Below are 14669 nucleotides of genomic sequence, written 5' to 3'. Positions count from 1 at the left end.
AGTCAAGCTTGCCTCGTGGCATTTAATAATTTTTTGTTATAATCCTTTAAAATTTTAAAAGGCCTAAAATGAATGAAAGAACGATTATTTTAGAGATGTTAAAGATGCAGCAAAGCCTAAATGATGAGACAAATGGGCTTGGCTGGGAAAATGGTTATACTAATAAAAATAAACTAATCAGCTGGAGGCGCTGCATATATATGGAGTGCGCTGAGCTGATTGATAGCTTTGCTTGGAAACACTGGAAGAGCATCGATGCAAAGACTGATGAGCAAAATTTACGCATAGAAGTTGTTGATATCTGGCACTTTATTATGAGCCTAGCTTTGCAAATTTATAAATCAAAACAGCTTGGAGATATAGAAACTTTAGCCGATGATATTTGCCAATCAAGCGGTTTTAGTAAGTTTTGTAAAGAGCCATTAAGGATCGAAGACGAGAGCATTTATGAGATAATGAATGACGTTGAAATGCTCATACATGAGTGTAGTGGGTTTGACTACGATATATTTGATATTTTAAAAATTTACTTCTCTATGTCTTTAAAATGTGGCGTAAATTTATACTCACTTTATGAGTGCTACATCGCTAAAAACGTGCTGAATCGCTTCCGTCAAAATAATGGCTACAAAGAAGGCAGCTATAAGAAAAATTGGAACGGACGCGAAGATAATGAGGTGATGAGTGAAATTTTGTTAAATGGCGTTAGCAGGATCGATGAAATTTACGCAGCACTTGAGCATGAATATAAAAAGGTGAAATGATAAACCTTCTTCGCCTTGGCTTTAAAGATTTTTTTACAGCCAAATTTATAGCGCTATCCATCTTGCCACTTTGCCTTAGCATTTTTAGTCTCACGTGGCTTACGATCTGGAGCGGCGGTGAGATATTTGATCTTTTAAGTGATAGCGCCAAAAATGAGAATTTTGCCTTTTTAGAGCCAAACTCGGCACTCTCTTTTATTGCTATTAAAATTTTAAGCTTTAGCGCCACAAAATGGATAGTTAGTATACTTTTTTATATTCTGAGCACCTTTTTAACGATCATTATTAGCATCGTGATTGCTCTAATCGTAGCTGGCTTTTTAACGCCGGTTGTGACTAAAGAGATAAACAAAAGGCACTACAACTACGTGCTTAAAAGTGAGGCTAGCACGGCTAGAGTGCTAAAGATGATGATGGTTGAGATCGTGAAATTTCTTGGGATCTTGCTCGTTTGCCTACCGCTTTTATTTGTACCAGTATTAAATTTTTTCATCATAAATGTGCCGTTTTTTTATATCTATTACAAACTTTTACTGATAGACGTTGGCTCAAACACTCTTGATAGTGATAAATTTGAGCTAGCACTGCTTGAAGGTGGCGGGATAAAATTTATAATTTTTACACTTTTGTTTTATCTCATCTCGCTTGTACCGCTTGTGGGACTATTTTTTCAGCTTTATTTCGTGATAGTCTTGTCGCACCTCTTTTATCGAAGAGAGGCACTAGTTAAAATTTAGAGCCAAAAGGCTCTAAATTTAAGCGTAGTAAGATAGTTTGTTGCTCTCATCAAGCAAAGTGTCAAATAGCCTTTTTGTGGCACTTAGTAGATTTTTATTTGCGTCATTTTTAGCTAGAAGCTCGTCAAACATCTTTAGCATATTGTCATTTATGAAATTTTTATGATTTAGATCTTTTGCGTCAGGTAGCATTTGCTTGATCTTGTTTGAAAGATCACTTATGCTTTGGCTGCTGCCAGCGATCTTGTCGCCCTCTTTGACGTTTTTCATAAATTCATCAACTTGTGGGCGAATTTGCTTCATCGCTTCTTCGATCTCTTTCATATCTTGCTCGTCTATGCCGTTTCCTTTATATAAAAACTCATAGCCGTATTCGTGCGTGAGAGTAAGACTTCTTTGGCTTGAAGTACCATTTTTCTGGCTTGAAAACTCCAAACTTTTGTTGTCATACATCGAAAAGCTTATCTCATCGCCTGAGCTAGTCTTCATCGAAAAGCTCATGTTGTTGTAGCTTCCTTGAGAGTAAAAATTTGTTTGCATTTTAAATCCTTTTGAGGCTAAATCGGCAAAATTTTAATTTCATAAAGCAAAATTTTGTAAAATGCGTCAAAAAAGGACGGGCGATGTGTTGTTTTGGGACTAGGATCTTTTTGCTTATGCTTATCACTGTTTTAAGCTTTGGCTTTGCTAGGCTCTACCCAGTTTTACCAGTCGTTGGCTATTATTTGATACTTGCAAATTTGCTTGCTATTTTGATGTTTTCACTATTTTTTAAAGGGCTTTTGCCAAGCTTTGTAAAGGTTAATGCGATCCACTATTTTTCGCTAATTGGCGGCTTTTTGGGAGCATTTTTAACGATGCTTGTTTTTAAAAAAGTTGCAAAAGATAAATTTACTTTAGTAGAGCTTATTATTTTTACGCTTTGGGTGCTGATAATCGCCGTAGTCATCTTTAAATTTCAAGCCATTCTTGACATTTTTAGGGGAATTTAGATGGATGAGAGGATAGTAAAATTTTTAAAAAAGATGCATCTTGCAAGTGTTTGCACCATCGATGATGATGGGCAGCCTTACGCTTTTAGTGCATTTTACGCCTTTGATGAGCTAAATTTTAGCCTTTTGTTAGCTAGCTCTGATGAGAGCTCACATGTTAAATTCTTAAAAAACTCAAAGCTTGTTGCTGGTACGGTTGCTCTTGATACAAAGATCGTTGGCAAGATAGAGGGTGTGCAGTTTCAAGGAGTGATGAGAGAGGCTAGCGTAAGTGAACGAGAAATTTACTTTAAAAGATTTTTTTATGCAAAAACAATGGATCCAAAAATTTGGTGCATAAATCTTGAAAAACTAAAATTTACGAGTAATGTCCTTGGTTTTGGCAAAAAGATAAAGTGGGAAAGAAACGATAAAATTTAGACGTTAAGCTTATATAAGCTACAATCGTTGAAAAATTAGAAAAATAAGGAGAATTTATGAAATTTAGCGGAAAAAACGTGCTAATAACAGGTGCAAGCAGAGGTATCGGTGCGCAGATCGCAAAGACGCTTGCAAATATGGGCTTAAAAGTGTGGATAAACTACCGCTCAAAGCCTGAGATAGCAGACGCTTTACAGGCCGAGATCGAGCAAAATGGCGGCAAGGCTGCTGTGATAAAATTTGACGCAACTGACGAAGATGAGTTTATAAAAGGTATAAATTTGATAGTTGATAGCGATGGCGAGCTAAGCTACCTCGTAAATAACGCTGGTATCACAAATGACAAGCTAGCGCTTCGCATGAAAACTAGCGAATTTACAGATGTGATAAATGCAAATTTAACTTCAGCTTTCATCGGATGTAGAGAGGCTTTAAAAGTGATGAGTAAAAAGCGCTTTGGAGCGGTCGTAAACGTCGCATCTATCGTTGGCGAGATGGGAAATGCTGGACAGGTAAACTATTCAGCTAGCAAGGGCGGACTAATCGCCATGAGCAAAAGCTTTGCAAAAGAGGGTGCAAGTAGAAATATACGCTTTAACAGCGTAACTCCTGGTTTTATCGAGACTGATATGACGCATGGACTAAGCGATGAGGTGAAGAAAACTTATAGCGATAACATTCCGCTAAAACGTTTTGGTAGCGCTAGCGAGGTGGCTGAGGCAGTGGCGTTTTTACTAAGTGATCACGCAAGCTACGTAACTGGAGAGACGCTAAAAATAAACGGCGGACTTTATATGTAGGTAAATTTCAGACAAGTTTTGAAATTTAAAATAAATAAAAGCGTAAATATTATAAGATAACAGACATTTTTTATAAGGAGACCTTAAATGGCAGTATTTGAAGACGTAAGAGACGTAGTTGTAGAGCAACTAAGCGTAGATCCACAAGCGGTAAAACTAGAGTCTAAAATCATCGAAGATTTAGGCGCTGACTCACTTGACGTTGTAGAGCTAGTTATGGCTTTAGAAGAGAAATTTGAAGTAGAAATTCCTGATAGTGAAGCAGAGAAATTAATAAGCATTCAAGACGTTGTAAATTATATAGAAAAACTAGGTAAATAATTTAATTTACACAGTTTGATTTAAGGAGATGTATTGAAACGAGTCGTTGTAACTGGTATAGGCATGATAAACGCACTTGGTCTTGATAAAGAGAGTTCTTTTAAGGCTATTTGTGAGGGTAAAACAGGTGTGAAAGAGATCACAAGCTTTGATGTAAGTGACTTTCCTGTTAAAATTGCTGCCGAAATAACTGATTTTGATCCAAATAGCATTTTAGACGGCAAAGAGGTGAAAAAAGTAGATCGTTTCATACAGCTTGGCATAAAAGCATCTAATGAAGCTATGGCTGATGCAAATTTTAAAGAGTTTGATGCTCATAAATTTGGCGTTAGTTCAGCAGCTGGTATAGGCGGTTTGCCAAATATTGAGAAAAACTCGATTACATATTTTGAAAAAGGTGTAAAGAGAATTTCACCATTTTTCATTCCATCTGCACTTGTAAATATGCTAGGTGGTATAGTTTCTATAAATCACGGACTTAAGGGTCCAAATTTGTCTAGTGTAACAGCATGTGCAGCAAGCACTCATGCGATATCGCAAGCTGTAAAATGCATTATGATTGGTCAAGCTACAAATATGCTAGTTATCGGCGCTGAGTCTACTATTTGTGGTGTAGGTATAGGCGGCTTTGCAGCAATGAAAGCTCTCTCAACTAGAAATGATGAGCCAAGTAAGGCATCAAGGCCATTTGACGCAAATCGTGATGGTTTTGTAATGGGTGAAGGAGCCGGTGCGCTTGTACTTGAAGAGTATGAGTCAGCTATTGCAAGAGGTGCTAAAATTTATGCTGAAGTAGTTGGATTTGGTGAGAGCGGAGATGCACATCATATCACATCACCAACACTTGAAGGTCCATTAAGTGCGATGAAACAAGCACTTGATATGGCAAAAGGTGTAAAGATAGATTATGTAAATGCGCACGGTACTTCAACACCTGTAAATGATAAGAATGAGACTGCGGCACTAAAAGCGGTTTTTGGTGATAAATGTCCACCAGTTAGCTCAACAAAAGGTCAAACTGGACACTGTCTAGGTGGTGCTGGTGCGATCGAGGCTGTTATATCTATAATGGCAATGAGAGATGGCATTATCCCTCCAACAATAAACTATGAAACACCTGATCCAGAGTGCGATCTAGACTACGTTCCAAATAAAGCTAGAAAAGCTGATATAAAAGCTGTTATGAGCAATTCATTTGGCTTTGGCGGCACAAATGGCGTCGTAATATTTAAAAAGTTGGATTAAGATGTCAAATTATTTAGATTTTGAAAAAAGCATAAAACAAATTGATGAAGATATAGCAAATGCTAAGATCAGAGGCGATGAACATGCTGTTGAAATTTTAAATAAGAATTTATCTAAAGAGATATCAAAAATATATAAAAATTTAAACGAATATCAACGTTTGCAACTTGCTCGTCATCCAGATAGACCATATTCTATTGATTATATTAATGCGTTTTTGATTGATGGATATGAGATTCATGGAGATAGGGCATTTAGAGATGATCCAGCGATAGTTTGCTACATCGGCTATATCGGAGGCAAAAAGACTGTCGTTATAGGCGAGCAAAAAGGACGTGGCACTAAAAACAAATTAAGAAGAAATTTTGGTATGCCTCATCCTGAGGGTTATCGCAAAGCTCTTAGAGTTGCAAAAATGGCTGAGAAATTTAATCTACCCATTTTATTTCTCATAGACACTCCAGGCGCATATCCAGGTGTTGGAGCTGAAGAGCGAGGACAAAGTGAAGCTATAGCTAGAAATTTGTTTGAGTTTGCAAATTTAAAAACTCCAATAATTGCTGTTGTCATAGGCGAAGGTGGAAGTGGTGGTGCTTTAGCTATAGGTGTGGCTGATAGACTTGCTATGATGAAAAATTCTGTGTTTTCAGTTATCTCTCCAGAAGGCTGTGCAGCAATACTTTGGAATGACCCAGCTAAACAGGAACAAGCTACAAAATCTATGAAAATAACAGCTGATGATTTAAAAAGTCTATCACTGATTGATGCTGTTATAGATGAACCGATAAATGGAGCCCATAGAGATAAAGATGGTGCTGCAAAAGCACTTGCAAATTATTTTATCTCAGAGCTAGCTGAGCTTGAAAAGCTTGATATAAATGATCTTGTTGCAAAAAGAATAGAAAAAATTCTCTCTATCGGAGCATTTGAAGAATAAATTTATAGTCACAACAATTTTATAAGAATACTTATCAAATTTGTTTGTGGCATCATCTACCAAAATACTAAAATAATTTAAAAATCGATATAAATTTAATAGTTTTAACAGCCATAATTTTTACACTAGCTTTTTTATCTTTAAGATTTAAACACTAAAATTGTTAATGTCAAATCCATATAAAGAATATTAATGAATAAATTTCAAGAAAAATATATCACTCTTTCAAAAGAATATTATAAAAATAATGGCAATGCTTCTAGTATTGAGGCACTCTATCAGTTTAAAGAAGAGTTGGAAAATTGTGATGACATTTGCGCAAAGTATGTTTTGGTCGATGTTTATCAGCTTTTATCTATGAGAAAGAGTGCTTACGACTTACTTTTAAAAATACATGACAAAAGTGATAAAAAACAGCTAAAGACACTTGGCTATCTAGTGCAATTCATTGACGAAAATGATAAATGGGCGCTGCCTCGCCCAAAAAGTAGAGGTCAAATTTTAGCTCAAAAAGACAAAGCCACTACGCTGCCAAAATTTATTTACCATCCCAATCCTTTAAGAACCGGCGCATTTAAAGATGATATGAATATAGTGTGTGAGTGCTGCGGCAAAGATACTGAAGTTTATTATAACGGTAGCATTTATTGCGAGCAAGATATTTCGTATCTTTGTCCTACTTGTATTTCTAGTGGTAAGGCTGCTAAGAAATTTGACGCTACATTTGTGCAAGATGCTGACAAACTAAATACAAGTGATGCTAAAAAGGATGACGAACTCTTTAGAAGAACCCCGGGCTACGAGAGCTGGCAGGGCGAGCATTGGATAGCTTGTTGTGATGATTATTGCGAATTTTTAGGTGACGTTGGCACAAAAGAGCTTGAAGAAATGGGTATAGCAGACGATGTCTTTGAGGACTATGCAAAAAGAGCCGAGTATGACGATAAAATGCTACGCGAACATCTTGTTAAAGCTGGCGATATTGCTGGATATTTGTTTCGTTGTTTGCATTGTAAGAAGTATCATATATACGGTGATGCTTGTTAAAGAGGAAAATATGGATATTGCAAAAATTTCTAAAGGTTGTAAAGAACGTGGGCTGGATGAACTTTTTAAACTTTTATCGCCACTAGCAAGAAATGCCATAAGGATAGATACGCAAGCTAAAAATGACGATGATATCGCCGTTGGAGCGTCTAAATTTGGCGGTTCGCCAGATCTACCAGATGGTTTATCATGGCCTTCAAATGAAAATGGCGCTTTAAGTTTTGTGGCACAGATAAATTTTGCTGAAGCTAGCAAATTTGACATTGACTCACTACTGCCAAAAAGTGGTATGCTCTATCTTTTTTATGATAGAAATTTGCGTATTTGGGGCTATGATCCTACCGATAAAAATGGCTTTGCAGTGATCTTTTCTGATGTAAATCATGGGCCACTTTCTCGCAGGAGAGCGGAGAGCTTAGAGGGAGAAAATTTTACATTTAATGCGCGCTTGCTTAGCTTTGAAAATGAGATAAATTTGCCAAATTTACAAAGCTCAATTATGCCATTTAGTAAAATTAGTGAAGCTGAGTGGGAGGCCTATCATGAGGTTATTGAGCCAAGCTGGCAGGCTAAAGAAAATAAGCTCCTTGGGCACTCCGATAATGTCCAAGATGGTATGGAGCTAGAGTGTGAGCTAGTTACAAATGGGCTTAGTTGCGGTGATAGTAGTGCTTATCACCACCCAAGAATAGCAGAATTTGAGAAAAATGTTGCCCAGTGGCAACTACTTTTACAGATAGATAGTGATGATGAGGGCGACATGGACTGGGACGGAGAGGGCAGAATTTATCTGTGGATAAAGAGAGATGATCTGTTAGTGCGCGATTTTAGCAAAACGTGGCTGATCTTACAGACAAGCTAATGCTGAAAAATAAATATTATTTTTATTCATAGAGTATTTGTTGATTTTGGCATGCTATCTAAAATTTATAGCAAAGTTTTACACCAGACTTGCCTAATAAATTTTTCTAAATAAGTAGCTTGCCACCAAATTTTTACTAATATTCTTGACGCTACTACTAAAAGTTTCTCCATTCCTGCCATCTACTTGAATATAGAAAATAATTAAATATGCTAATACCCAAATTTAGGCAAAATTTAGTAAAATCTTCAAAAAATTTTAAAGGCAAAATATGTTTAATGGCTTAATCAGGGAGCTTGCCGAGATCGTTAGCTACTCGCAAAATGTATTAAGGCTAAAGGCTAAATTTCGCCCAAATTTAGGCGATAGTATCGCAGTAAATGGCGCTTGCTTAAGTGTGACAAAACTATATGATGATGGCTTTAGTGTGGAGCTAAGCGCAGAAAGCAGAGCAAATGTCGCGGTTGAAAATTTAACTGGTAAGGTGCATATCGAGCCTGCGATGAAACTTGGAGAGCGAGTAGATGGGCATTTGATGCAGGGCCACATCGACTTTATCGGCGTGATCTCAGCTATAAAAAAGCATGAAAATGGCGTTGATTTTTACATCGATCTACCGCGAGAGGCGATGGCTCTGATGGCAAACAAGGGCTCAGTGGGCGTTGAGGGTGTGAGCCTTACGATAAATGAAATTTTGTCAAAGGGTATAAGGCTAACTATCATACCCATCACTTTTAGAGATAGCCTTTTTGGCACTTTTAAAGTGGGCAGACGCGTAAATATCGAGAGCGATCTGCTGGCTCGCTACGTGGCTAGGATGCTTGAAGCTAAGCAAAATGGCAGCCTTAGCTGGGATGAAGTCGAGAGAATTTCGAGCCTCTACTAAGCGAGCGAAGATGCGTGAAAATTTGGAGATCGTTTTTGATAAAAATGGCGTATTAGCTGGCTTTACAAATAGATTTGGCGGTGTGAGTGAGGGCGCTTATGAGAGCTTAAATTTAGCAGATCATGTTGGCGATGATCCACTAAAGGTCGCACAAAATCGTAAAATTTTAGCAACGGCGCTTGGCATTATGCCTATTAATTTAAAATTTATGAACCAAATCCACTCAAATCGAGTGGAAATTTTGCAAGATTTTAACGATACTCTACCTCCGTGCGATGGTGTGATAACATCATTAAAAGGCGTGGCGCTTTGCGTCTTAGTCGCTGACTGTGCACCTGTTTTGATAATAGATGAACATCTTGGCGTAGTCGCAGCTGTGCATGCGGGACGCGCAGGTGTTACTAGTAAAATTTGCACAAATGCAGTGGGGCTGATGACGAGTGAGTTTGGTTGTCGCGATAGTAATTTACGCGTATTTATAGGCGCAAATATTAAAGTGCAAAACTACGAAGTAGGCAAGCTAGATCTTGGTGAATTTAACCGATATAAAAAAGATGGAAAATTTGATATAAACGCAGCTTTATTAGACGAATTTGCTAAGCTTGGAGTAGAGCAAATATGGCTAAATCCTCGTTGTACTTTTGAGAGAGATGAATTATTCTCATACCGCAAACAGATCAGGACCGGGCGTTTTTGCGGATTTGTGATGAATAGAGTTGCATCAATAAATACTAAAAAATAAAAGCAAATTTTTAGCTTCATTACTTGCCTGTTAAAATTTGCTAGCTAAATTGTATTGAACGTTTTGATATTTAATCTGATCTAAAAAATGGCTAAATATAATAATTTTTAGCTACAATTTGACGTCAAATCTCAAAAATAACAACGAGGAAAATCATGAAAATAGGTAAAATTTTGACCGCTGTTATGTTAACAGGAGCCTTTTATATGGTGCAAGCACACATGTTTTGGGTAGATGGAGCTAATGATGAAAAGCTAGGAAAATTTATCGCAAATATGGGTTATAGCGATGATTTTCCAAAGCTAAAGCCTATTATTGCTGAACGCGTCCATCTTTTTGCGCCAATTACTGTAATAAGTAAAGATGGTAGCAAAAAGAAGCTTACACAAAGTGGCGAGAACTACCGCTATGAGGGCGAAAGATTAGACAAAGGCACATATATCTTACTAGCACAGCAAAATCCTATGTATTCGCTTAAAAAACGTAGTGATGGCAAGTGGCTAATAGATAAAACAAAGCTTGATCTAAAGGATCTAAGTGATATACAGATTTGTCGGCTGATGACGATAACATCTAAGAGAGTCTTAAATTTAGGTGAAACAAACGACTTCGTAACTAAACCTGTTGGAGTTAAAATTGAGATCGTACCGCTACAAAACCCAGCGGAATTTAGAGTAGATAAGCCTTTTAAATTGCAGGTTTTTGCTGATGGAAAGCCGCTAGAGCGAGCTAAGCTAACTGGTATTTTTGCTGGATTTTTAGACCATAAGCACGCATTTTACGGTATGACTGATGAGCAAGGCATTACTGAAGTGTTAGCTCTAAGACCAGGATTTTGGGTATTTGATGTGATTTATGAAAGACCTTATCCAAATGCTGCGAAGTGTGATAAAGAGACGTTAAAAACGACACTTAGTTTTGAGATAAAAGAATAAAAGTTTGATATAAATTTGAGTCCGAATTTATTATAAATTTTTTATAATTGCTTTGTAATTTTGAAAGTAGAGAAAGAATGTCTTACGAAAACTTTAAATCAAAAAATCCTCTTGTGCTAAAAATCACTACAAATGCAAGAAAATTTGGCGTAGAAACGCTACAAAATGAGGAGTTTGTAAGCATTCTTTTAAATGTTAAGAAGTTTGAAATTTCATCCAAACAAAGGCAAGCATTGGTAGAAATTTTTGCTAAGTTAATAAAAATCGAAGAAGACTCACAATTAAGTAAATAAACTTTAGTTTAAATTCATATTACTTTAAGTATAATCCCCCTTTATTTCACACACGACAATCCTAAATTTGGTTGTGCGAAAGTATTAATGGTCGTGGAGGATAAAACTAAATTCAAGGCAAAATGCCTAAAACAAGGAGAAACTCATGGTAACTATGAGAGATTTATTAGAGTGTGGCGTACATTTTGGTCACCAAACACGCCGCTGGAACCCAAAGATGAAAAAATTTATCTTTGGCGAGAGAAAAGGTATCTATATTATAGATCTACAAAAGACTATCCGCTACTTCCGCTACACTTATAATATCGTTCGTGACGCAGCTGCTGAGGGAAAGTCAGTGCTATTTGTTGGCACTAAAAAACAAGCTATCGACGCCATCAAAGAGTACGCTGAAAAATGTGGAATGCCTTATGTAAATCACCGCTGGCTAGGTGGTATGATGACAAATTTTGGCACTATCCGACAGTCTATCCGCAAACTAGAAGTTATCGAAACTATGGAAGAAGATGGTTCGATAAATTTGTTAACTAAAAAAGAGGCTTTAATGCTTCGCCGCAAAAAAGAGAAGCTTATCGCAACTCTTGGTGGTATCCGCAATATGAAAAGCCTACCTGATATGATATTCGTTGTTGATACAGTTAAAGAAAAAATTGCTGTTCAAGAGGCTAACCGCTTAAAAATTCCAGTTGTAGCACCGATCGATACGAACTGCGATCCTGACGTTGTTGACTATCCGATCCCAGGAAACGACGACGCGATCCGCTCTGTTCAGCTTTTCTGCCAAGAGATGGCTGAAGCGATCAACGAAGGTAAATCACTTCTTGAACAAGATGGTGGCGAGCAAGTTGCTGGCGAAGAAGTAAGCCAAGACGAGAAAGACGCGGTTGTAGCTGAGGCTATGAGCGAAGAAGACTTTGGCGAGGACGAAGAATAATGGAAATAACTGCACAAATGGTAAAAGAGCTCCGCGAATCAACCGGAGCTGGCATGATGGACTGCAAAAAGGCACTTGGCGAAGCAAATGGCGACATGGAAAAAGCTGTTGATATCCTTCGTGAAAAGGGTCTTGGTCAAGCTGCTAAAAAGGCTGATCGCCTTGCAAGCGAGGGCTTGGTAAGTGTTGAAGTTTGCTCAAAATGCAAAAAAGCAACTATCAGCGAGATCAACTCTGAAACTGACTTCGTTGCTAGAAACCCACAGTTTCAAGCACTTGCAAAAGATGCAACAGCTCATATCCAATCAAGTGGCATAACAACAGTTGAAGAGCTAAACGCAAGCACTTTAAATGGTGTTAAATTTGAAGATTACTTCAAAACTCAGATCGCAACTATCGGTGAAAACCTTGTAGTTCGCCGCTTTGAGACAATTAGCGCTGATGACAAGGGCGTGGTAAATGGCTATGTTCACTCAAATGGCCGTGTTGGCGTGCTTATCGGTGCAGCTTGCGAAAGTGCTGAAGTTGCAAACAAAGCAGCTGAATTTATAAGAAATTTATGTATGCACGCAGCTGCAATGAAGCCAAGCATTATAAGCTACAAAGACCTAGATAAAGAGTTTGTTGAGAAAGAATTTATCGCACTCCGCGCTGAGCTTGAAAAAGACAATGAAGAGCTAAAACGCCTAGGCAAGCCACTTCACCACATCCCTGAGTATGCTAGCCGCTGCCAGATAGGCGACGCTGAGCTTGCAAAAGCTACAAAAGCGATTGAAGAAGAGTTAAAAGCTGAGGGCAAACCTGAGAAAATTTGGGATAAGATCATCCCTGGTAAGATCGAGAGATTTTACGCTGATAACACAGTGCTTGATCAACGCCTTACACTTTTAGGTCAGTTTTATGTAATGGACGATAAAAAGACTATCGAACAAGTTGTCGAAGAGAAGAGCAAAGAGCTTGGCGGCAAGATCGAGATCGTAAAATACGTTCGTTTCGAGCTTGGCGAAGGCTTAGAGAAAAAAGTAGATGACTTTGCTGCAGAAGTTGCTGCTCAAATAGGCTAATGGAAATTTTAAGAGCGTCTAATCTAGGCTTTGCGTATGATTATACGCTCTTTAATAATATAAATTTAACTCTCAATCAAAAACAAAGCATCGCGATAACCGGCATTAGCGGTTGTGGCAAATCAACACTTTTACACATACTTTCAACACTTTTGAAGCCAAATTTTGGCGAGGTTATCTATCAAGATAGATCGATCTACGAGCTTTCTCAAAATGAGCTTTTGGCTATTAGAAGGCTTAATTTTGGCATTATTTTCCAGTCGCACTATCTTTTTAAAGGATTTAGTGCTTATGAAAATATCGAGCTTGCAAGTATCTTATCTGGTGAAAATATAGAAAAAAATGATCTTGAAGCGCTTAAAATTTCAAGCGTTATGAACCAAAAAGTTGGCGAACTAAGTGGCGGTCAGCAGCAGCGCGTTAGTATCGCTAGAGTGCTTACTAAAAAGCCAAAGATCATCTTTGCAGACGAGCCAACGGGCAACCTTGACAAGCAAACTGCAAATGAGGTGATGCAAGTTTTATTTGACTATATAAATGAAAACAATGCCGCCCTTGTTCTAGTCACTCACGACAACGATTTAGCAGCAAAATGCGATAGCTCCTACAAGCTTGAGAACAAAGAGCTTGTGCAAATTTCTTAAATTTTAAAAACTAAAATTTATTATTTTATCTTTAATATTTTTATAAATTTTTCCAATTTAGATTTATCTATATCTTTGTAATAAAAATTTGTATTAAAAAGCTTTATGTAATATGTAAAATCAGGTAAGACCAAATTGCTTGCCTGATTAATAGAAAGTTTAGACTATCCACCAACATGTTTTGCATTATTCTTATCAGCCTTTTGTTTTAAAAATTCCTCTTCTTCTTTTGTAGGTTTATATTCATCTTTGAAGATTTTTTCTTAACATCAATCTTTTGCTCTAATATAATCTTCTCATAAATTTTATATGTTAGCTTTCGGTATTCAAGGTAATTTCTAAACCATACCCATGTCATACATCATATTGGTAGCTTGCACATTTTAACTCTTTAAGTTGTTGATGGTGAGCATGCATCTTTTGAATTTGTGCTGAAGTGTTGTTATCTATTACATTTGTGTGGAGCTAGTGTCGCTATTATCAAATACGAAATACTCGAGATTTTTTATATTCTTATGCCAATCAATCACATCATGATCACCAAAGAAATATACTCAGCCCTCTAAGATGTTATTTTTTGCCTTTGTTAGAGCGTATTTTGCGATATTGTCATGTGGTATGTGGCAGTCTACGCATCTTGCTTTGATGCCTGTTTTACCATTACCACTGTGGATGTCGTCGTTATATGCAATGACCATAGGATCCATCTCATGACAAACTATACAGAAATTTATCTCCGCTTGTATCATAAAATGCATAATGAACTGGCAAAACAACTAAAAATCCAAAATTTTACTTATAAAGATTATAGGCACTAATAGTTTTTGAAATTTTCAAGGTGTTACCCTCCCCATTCATTGTGGAATTTTATGCTCGTGGCACTCATCGCAGTATAAAGTCGGACCATCATAAACTGAGTTGTGAGGATTTGCTTTTAGAGTATCCATAAATTTTAGTCCATCAGCTAAGAGCTTTTACTCTTATGACAGGATAAGAAGCCATTATCACTGGTCGCTTTAAATTTGCTAGGATCATTGCCTTGGTTT

The 14669-nt window shown here is 37.2% G+C and carries 19 protein-coding genes and 1 pseudogene; 17 read left to right on the top strand and 3 right to left on the bottom strand.

Annotation, left to right across the window (positions count from 1 at the left end):
* Window positions 1–68: 68 nt before the first annotated feature.
* Entirely contained in the window at window positions 69–764 is a 696-nt protein-coding gene (gene dut / locus CYP43_RS07550) for a dUTPase (protein ID WP_103583105.1), read from the top strand.
* Window positions 761–1501 carry an EI24 domain-containing protein gene (locus CYP43_RS07545; protein ID WP_103583104.1) on the top strand — a complete coding sequence of 247 codons (741 nt, stop codon included), beginning with the start codon at window positions 761–763 and terminating at the stop codon, window positions 1499–1501. The genes dut and CYP43_RS07545 overlap by 4 nt, the downstream gene beginning before the upstream one ends.
* Before the next feature lie 18 nt (window positions 1502–1519).
* On the opposite strand, the gene CYP43_RS07540 is transcribed toward CYP43_RS07545, so the two are convergent.
* Window positions 1520–2041, bottom strand: coding sequence for an ATP/GTP-binding protein (locus CYP43_RS07540; protein ID WP_103583103.1), 522 nt, complete (start codon window positions 2039–2041; stop codon window positions 1520–1522).
* Window positions 2042–2124: 83 nt separating this feature from the next.
* Between CYP43_RS07540 and CYP43_RS07535 the strand changes: the two genes are divergently transcribed.
* The 15 genes from CYP43_RS07535 (at window position 2125) to CYP43_RS07465 (ending at window position 13623) form a co-directional block, all read left to right on the top strand.
* Window positions 2125–2493 carry an L-arabinose ABC transporter gene (locus tag CYP43_RS07535; protein WP_180998665.1) on the top strand — a complete coding sequence of 123 codons (369 nt, stop codon included), beginning with the start codon at window positions 2125–2127 and terminating at the stop codon, window positions 2491–2493.
* Window positions 2494–2913, top strand: coding sequence for a pyridoxamine 5'-phosphate oxidase family protein (locus CYP43_RS07530; RefSeq protein WP_103583102.1), 420 nt, complete (start codon window positions 2494–2496; stop codon window positions 2911–2913).
* A gap of 56 nt (window positions 2914–2969) precedes the next feature.
* Window positions 2970–3713 carry a 3-oxoacyl-ACP reductase FabG gene (gene fabG / locus CYP43_RS07525; RefSeq protein ID WP_021083753.1) on the top strand — a complete coding sequence of 248 codons (744 nt, stop codon included), beginning with the start codon at window positions 2970–2972 and terminating at the stop codon, window positions 3711–3713.
* An 87-nt stretch (window positions 3714–3800) separates the two neighbouring features.
* The gene (gene acpP, locus CYP43_RS07520) at window positions 3801–4034 is read left to right on the top strand and encodes an acyl carrier protein (RefSeq protein ID WP_021091725.1); all 234 of its coding nucleotides are present in this window, start codon (window positions 3801–3803) and stop codon (window positions 4032–4034) included.
* 33 nt (window positions 4035–4067) lie between these two features.
* Window positions 4068–5279, top strand: a complete 1212-nt coding sequence (locus CYP43_RS07515; RefSeq protein ID WP_103583101.1) for a beta-ketoacyl-ACP synthase II — start codon at window positions 4068–4070, stop codon at window positions 5277–5279.
* Between the two features lies 1 nt (window position 5280).
* Window positions 5281–6216, top strand: a complete 936-nt coding sequence (gene accA, locus CYP43_RS07510; RefSeq protein ID WP_103583100.1) for an acetyl-CoA carboxylase carboxyl transferase subunit alpha — start codon at window positions 5281–5283, stop codon at window positions 6214–6216.
* Between the two features lie 192 nt (window positions 6217–6408).
* Window positions 6409–7263, top strand: coding sequence for a CbrC family protein (locus CYP43_RS07505; protein WP_103583099.1), 855 nt, complete (start codon window positions 6409–6411; stop codon window positions 7261–7263).
* Window positions 7154–8125, top strand: a complete 972-nt coding sequence (locus CYP43_RS07500) for a YwqG family protein (protein WP_180998664.1) — start codon at window positions 7154–7156, stop codon at window positions 8123–8125. The genes CYP43_RS07505 and CYP43_RS07500 overlap by 110 nt, the downstream gene beginning before the upstream one ends.
* 271 nt (window positions 8126–8396) lie before the next feature.
* A complete protein-coding gene (locus CYP43_RS07495; protein ID WP_103583097.1) occupies window positions 8397–9011 on the top strand; it encodes a riboflavin synthase in 615 nt (204 codons plus the stop codon).
* 10 nt (window positions 9012–9021) lie between these two features.
* Window positions 9022–9753 (top strand): polyphenol oxidase family protein, encoded by a 732-nt coding sequence (locus CYP43_RS07490; RefSeq protein ID WP_103583096.1) that lies wholly within the window; start codon window positions 9022–9024, stop codon window positions 9751–9753.
* 155 nt (window positions 9754–9908) lie between these two features.
* Window positions 9909–10688 (top strand): DUF4198 domain-containing protein, encoded by a 780-nt coding sequence (locus CYP43_RS07485; RefSeq protein ID WP_103583095.1) that lies wholly within the window; start codon window positions 9909–9911, stop codon window positions 10686–10688.
* Window positions 10689–10765: 77 nt separating this feature from the next.
* The gene (locus tag CYP43_RS07480) at window positions 10766–10981 is read left to right on the top strand and encodes an acetyltransferase (protein WP_103583094.1); all 216 of its coding nucleotides are present in this window, start codon (window positions 10766–10768) and stop codon (window positions 10979–10981) included.
* Between the two features lie 145 nt (window positions 10982–11126).
* Window positions 11127–11915: a 30S ribosomal protein S2 gene (rpsB, locus tag CYP43_RS07475; RefSeq protein WP_084109563.1), complete on the top strand. Its 789-nt coding sequence runs from the start codon at window positions 11127–11129 to the stop codon at window positions 11913–11915.
* Window positions 11915–12979 carry a translation elongation factor Ts gene (tsf, locus tag CYP43_RS07470; RefSeq protein ID WP_103583093.1) on the top strand — a complete coding sequence of 355 codons (1065 nt, stop codon included), beginning with the start codon at window positions 11915–11917 and terminating at the stop codon, window positions 12977–12979. Before rpsB ends, tsf begins: the two co-directional genes overlap by 1 nt.
* Entirely contained in the window at window positions 12979–13623 is a 645-nt protein-coding gene (locus CYP43_RS07465) for an ABC transporter ATP-binding protein (protein WP_103583092.1), read from the top strand. Before tsf ends, CYP43_RS07465 begins: the two co-directional genes overlap by 1 nt.
* 554 nt (window positions 13624–14177) lie before the next feature.
* On the opposite strand, the gene CYP43_RS09810 is transcribed toward CYP43_RS07465, so the two are convergent.
* Together CYP43_RS09810 and CYP43_RS07455 are read right to left on the bottom strand one after the other, a co-directional pair.
* Window positions 14178–14381 carry a NapC/NirT family cytochrome c gene (locus tag CYP43_RS09810; RefSeq protein WP_345917497.1) on the bottom strand — a complete coding sequence of 68 codons (204 nt, stop codon included), beginning with the start codon at window positions 14379–14381 and terminating at the stop codon, window positions 14178–14180.
* Window positions 14382–14489: 108 nt separating this feature from the next.
* Window positions 14490–14668 (bottom strand): annotated as a pseudogene (locus tag CYP43_RS07455) (cytochrome c3 family protein); the annotation flags it as partial.
* Window position 14669: the final 1 nt, after the last annotated feature.

This window comes from Campylobacter concisus (assembly GCF_002913045.1).
Lineage (GTDB): Bacteria > Campylobacterota > Campylobacteria > Campylobacterales > Campylobacteraceae > Campylobacter_A > Campylobacter_A concisus_AP.
This window is presented reverse-complemented; position numbering and strand designations above follow the sequence as displayed.

Coding starts and splice junctions, on each gene's coding strand:
- dut (WP_103583105.1), top strand. CDS start 69: ATGAATGAAAGAACGATTATTTTAGAGATGTTAAAGATGCAGCAAAGC.
- CYP43_RS07545 (WP_103583104.1), top strand. CDS start 761: ATGATAAACCTTCTTCGCCTTGGCTTTAAAGATTTTTTTACAGCCAAA.
- CYP43_RS07540 (WP_103583103.1), bottom strand. CDS start 2,041: ATGCAAACAAATTTTTACTCTCAAGGAAGCTACAACAACATGAGCTTT.
- CYP43_RS07535 (WP_180998665.1), top strand. CDS start 2,125: ATGTGTTGTTTTGGGACTAGGATCTTTTTGCTTATGCTTATCACTGTT.
- CYP43_RS07530 (WP_103583102.1), top strand. CDS start 2,494: ATGGATGAGAGGATAGTAAAATTTTTAAAAAAGATGCATCTTGCAAGT.
- fabG (WP_021083753.1), top strand. CDS start 2,970: ATGAAATTTAGCGGAAAAAACGTGCTAATAACAGGTGCAAGCAGAGGT.
- acpP (WP_021091725.1), top strand. CDS start 3,801: ATGGCAGTATTTGAAGACGTAAGAGACGTAGTTGTAGAGCAACTAAGC.
- accA (WP_103583100.1), top strand. CDS start 5,281: ATGTCAAATTATTTAGATTTTGAAAAAAGCATAAAACAAATTGATGAA.
- CYP43_RS07505 (WP_103583099.1), top strand. CDS start 6,409: ATGAATAAATTTCAAGAAAAATATATCACTCTTTCAAAAGAATATTAT.
- CYP43_RS07500 (WP_180998664.1), top strand. CDS start 7,154: ATGACGATAAAATGCTACGCGAACATCTTGTTAAAGCTGGCGATATTG.
- CYP43_RS07495 (WP_103583097.1), top strand. CDS start 8,397: ATGTTTAATGGCTTAATCAGGGAGCTTGCCGAGATCGTTAGCTACTCG.
- CYP43_RS07490 (WP_103583096.1), top strand. CDS start 9,022: ATGCGTGAAAATTTGGAGATCGTTTTTGATAAAAATGGCGTATTAGCT.
- CYP43_RS07485 (WP_103583095.1), top strand. CDS start 9,909: ATGAAAATAGGTAAAATTTTGACCGCTGTTATGTTAACAGGAGCCTTT.
- CYP43_RS07480 (WP_103583094.1), top strand. CDS start 10,766: ATGTCTTACGAAAACTTTAAATCAAAAAATCCTCTTGTGCTAAAAATC.
- rpsB (WP_084109563.1), top strand. CDS start 11,127: ATGGTAACTATGAGAGATTTATTAGAGTGTGGCGTACATTTTGGTCAC.
- tsf (WP_103583093.1), top strand. CDS start 11,915: ATGGAAATAACTGCACAAATGGTAAAAGAGCTCCGCGAATCAACCGGA.
- CYP43_RS07465 (WP_103583092.1), top strand. CDS start 12,979: ATGGAAATTTTAAGAGCGTCTAATCTAGGCTTTGCGTATGATTATACG.
- CYP43_RS09810 (WP_345917497.1), bottom strand. CDS start 14,381: ATGCATTTTATGATACAAGCGGAGATAAATTTCTGTATAGTTTGTCAT.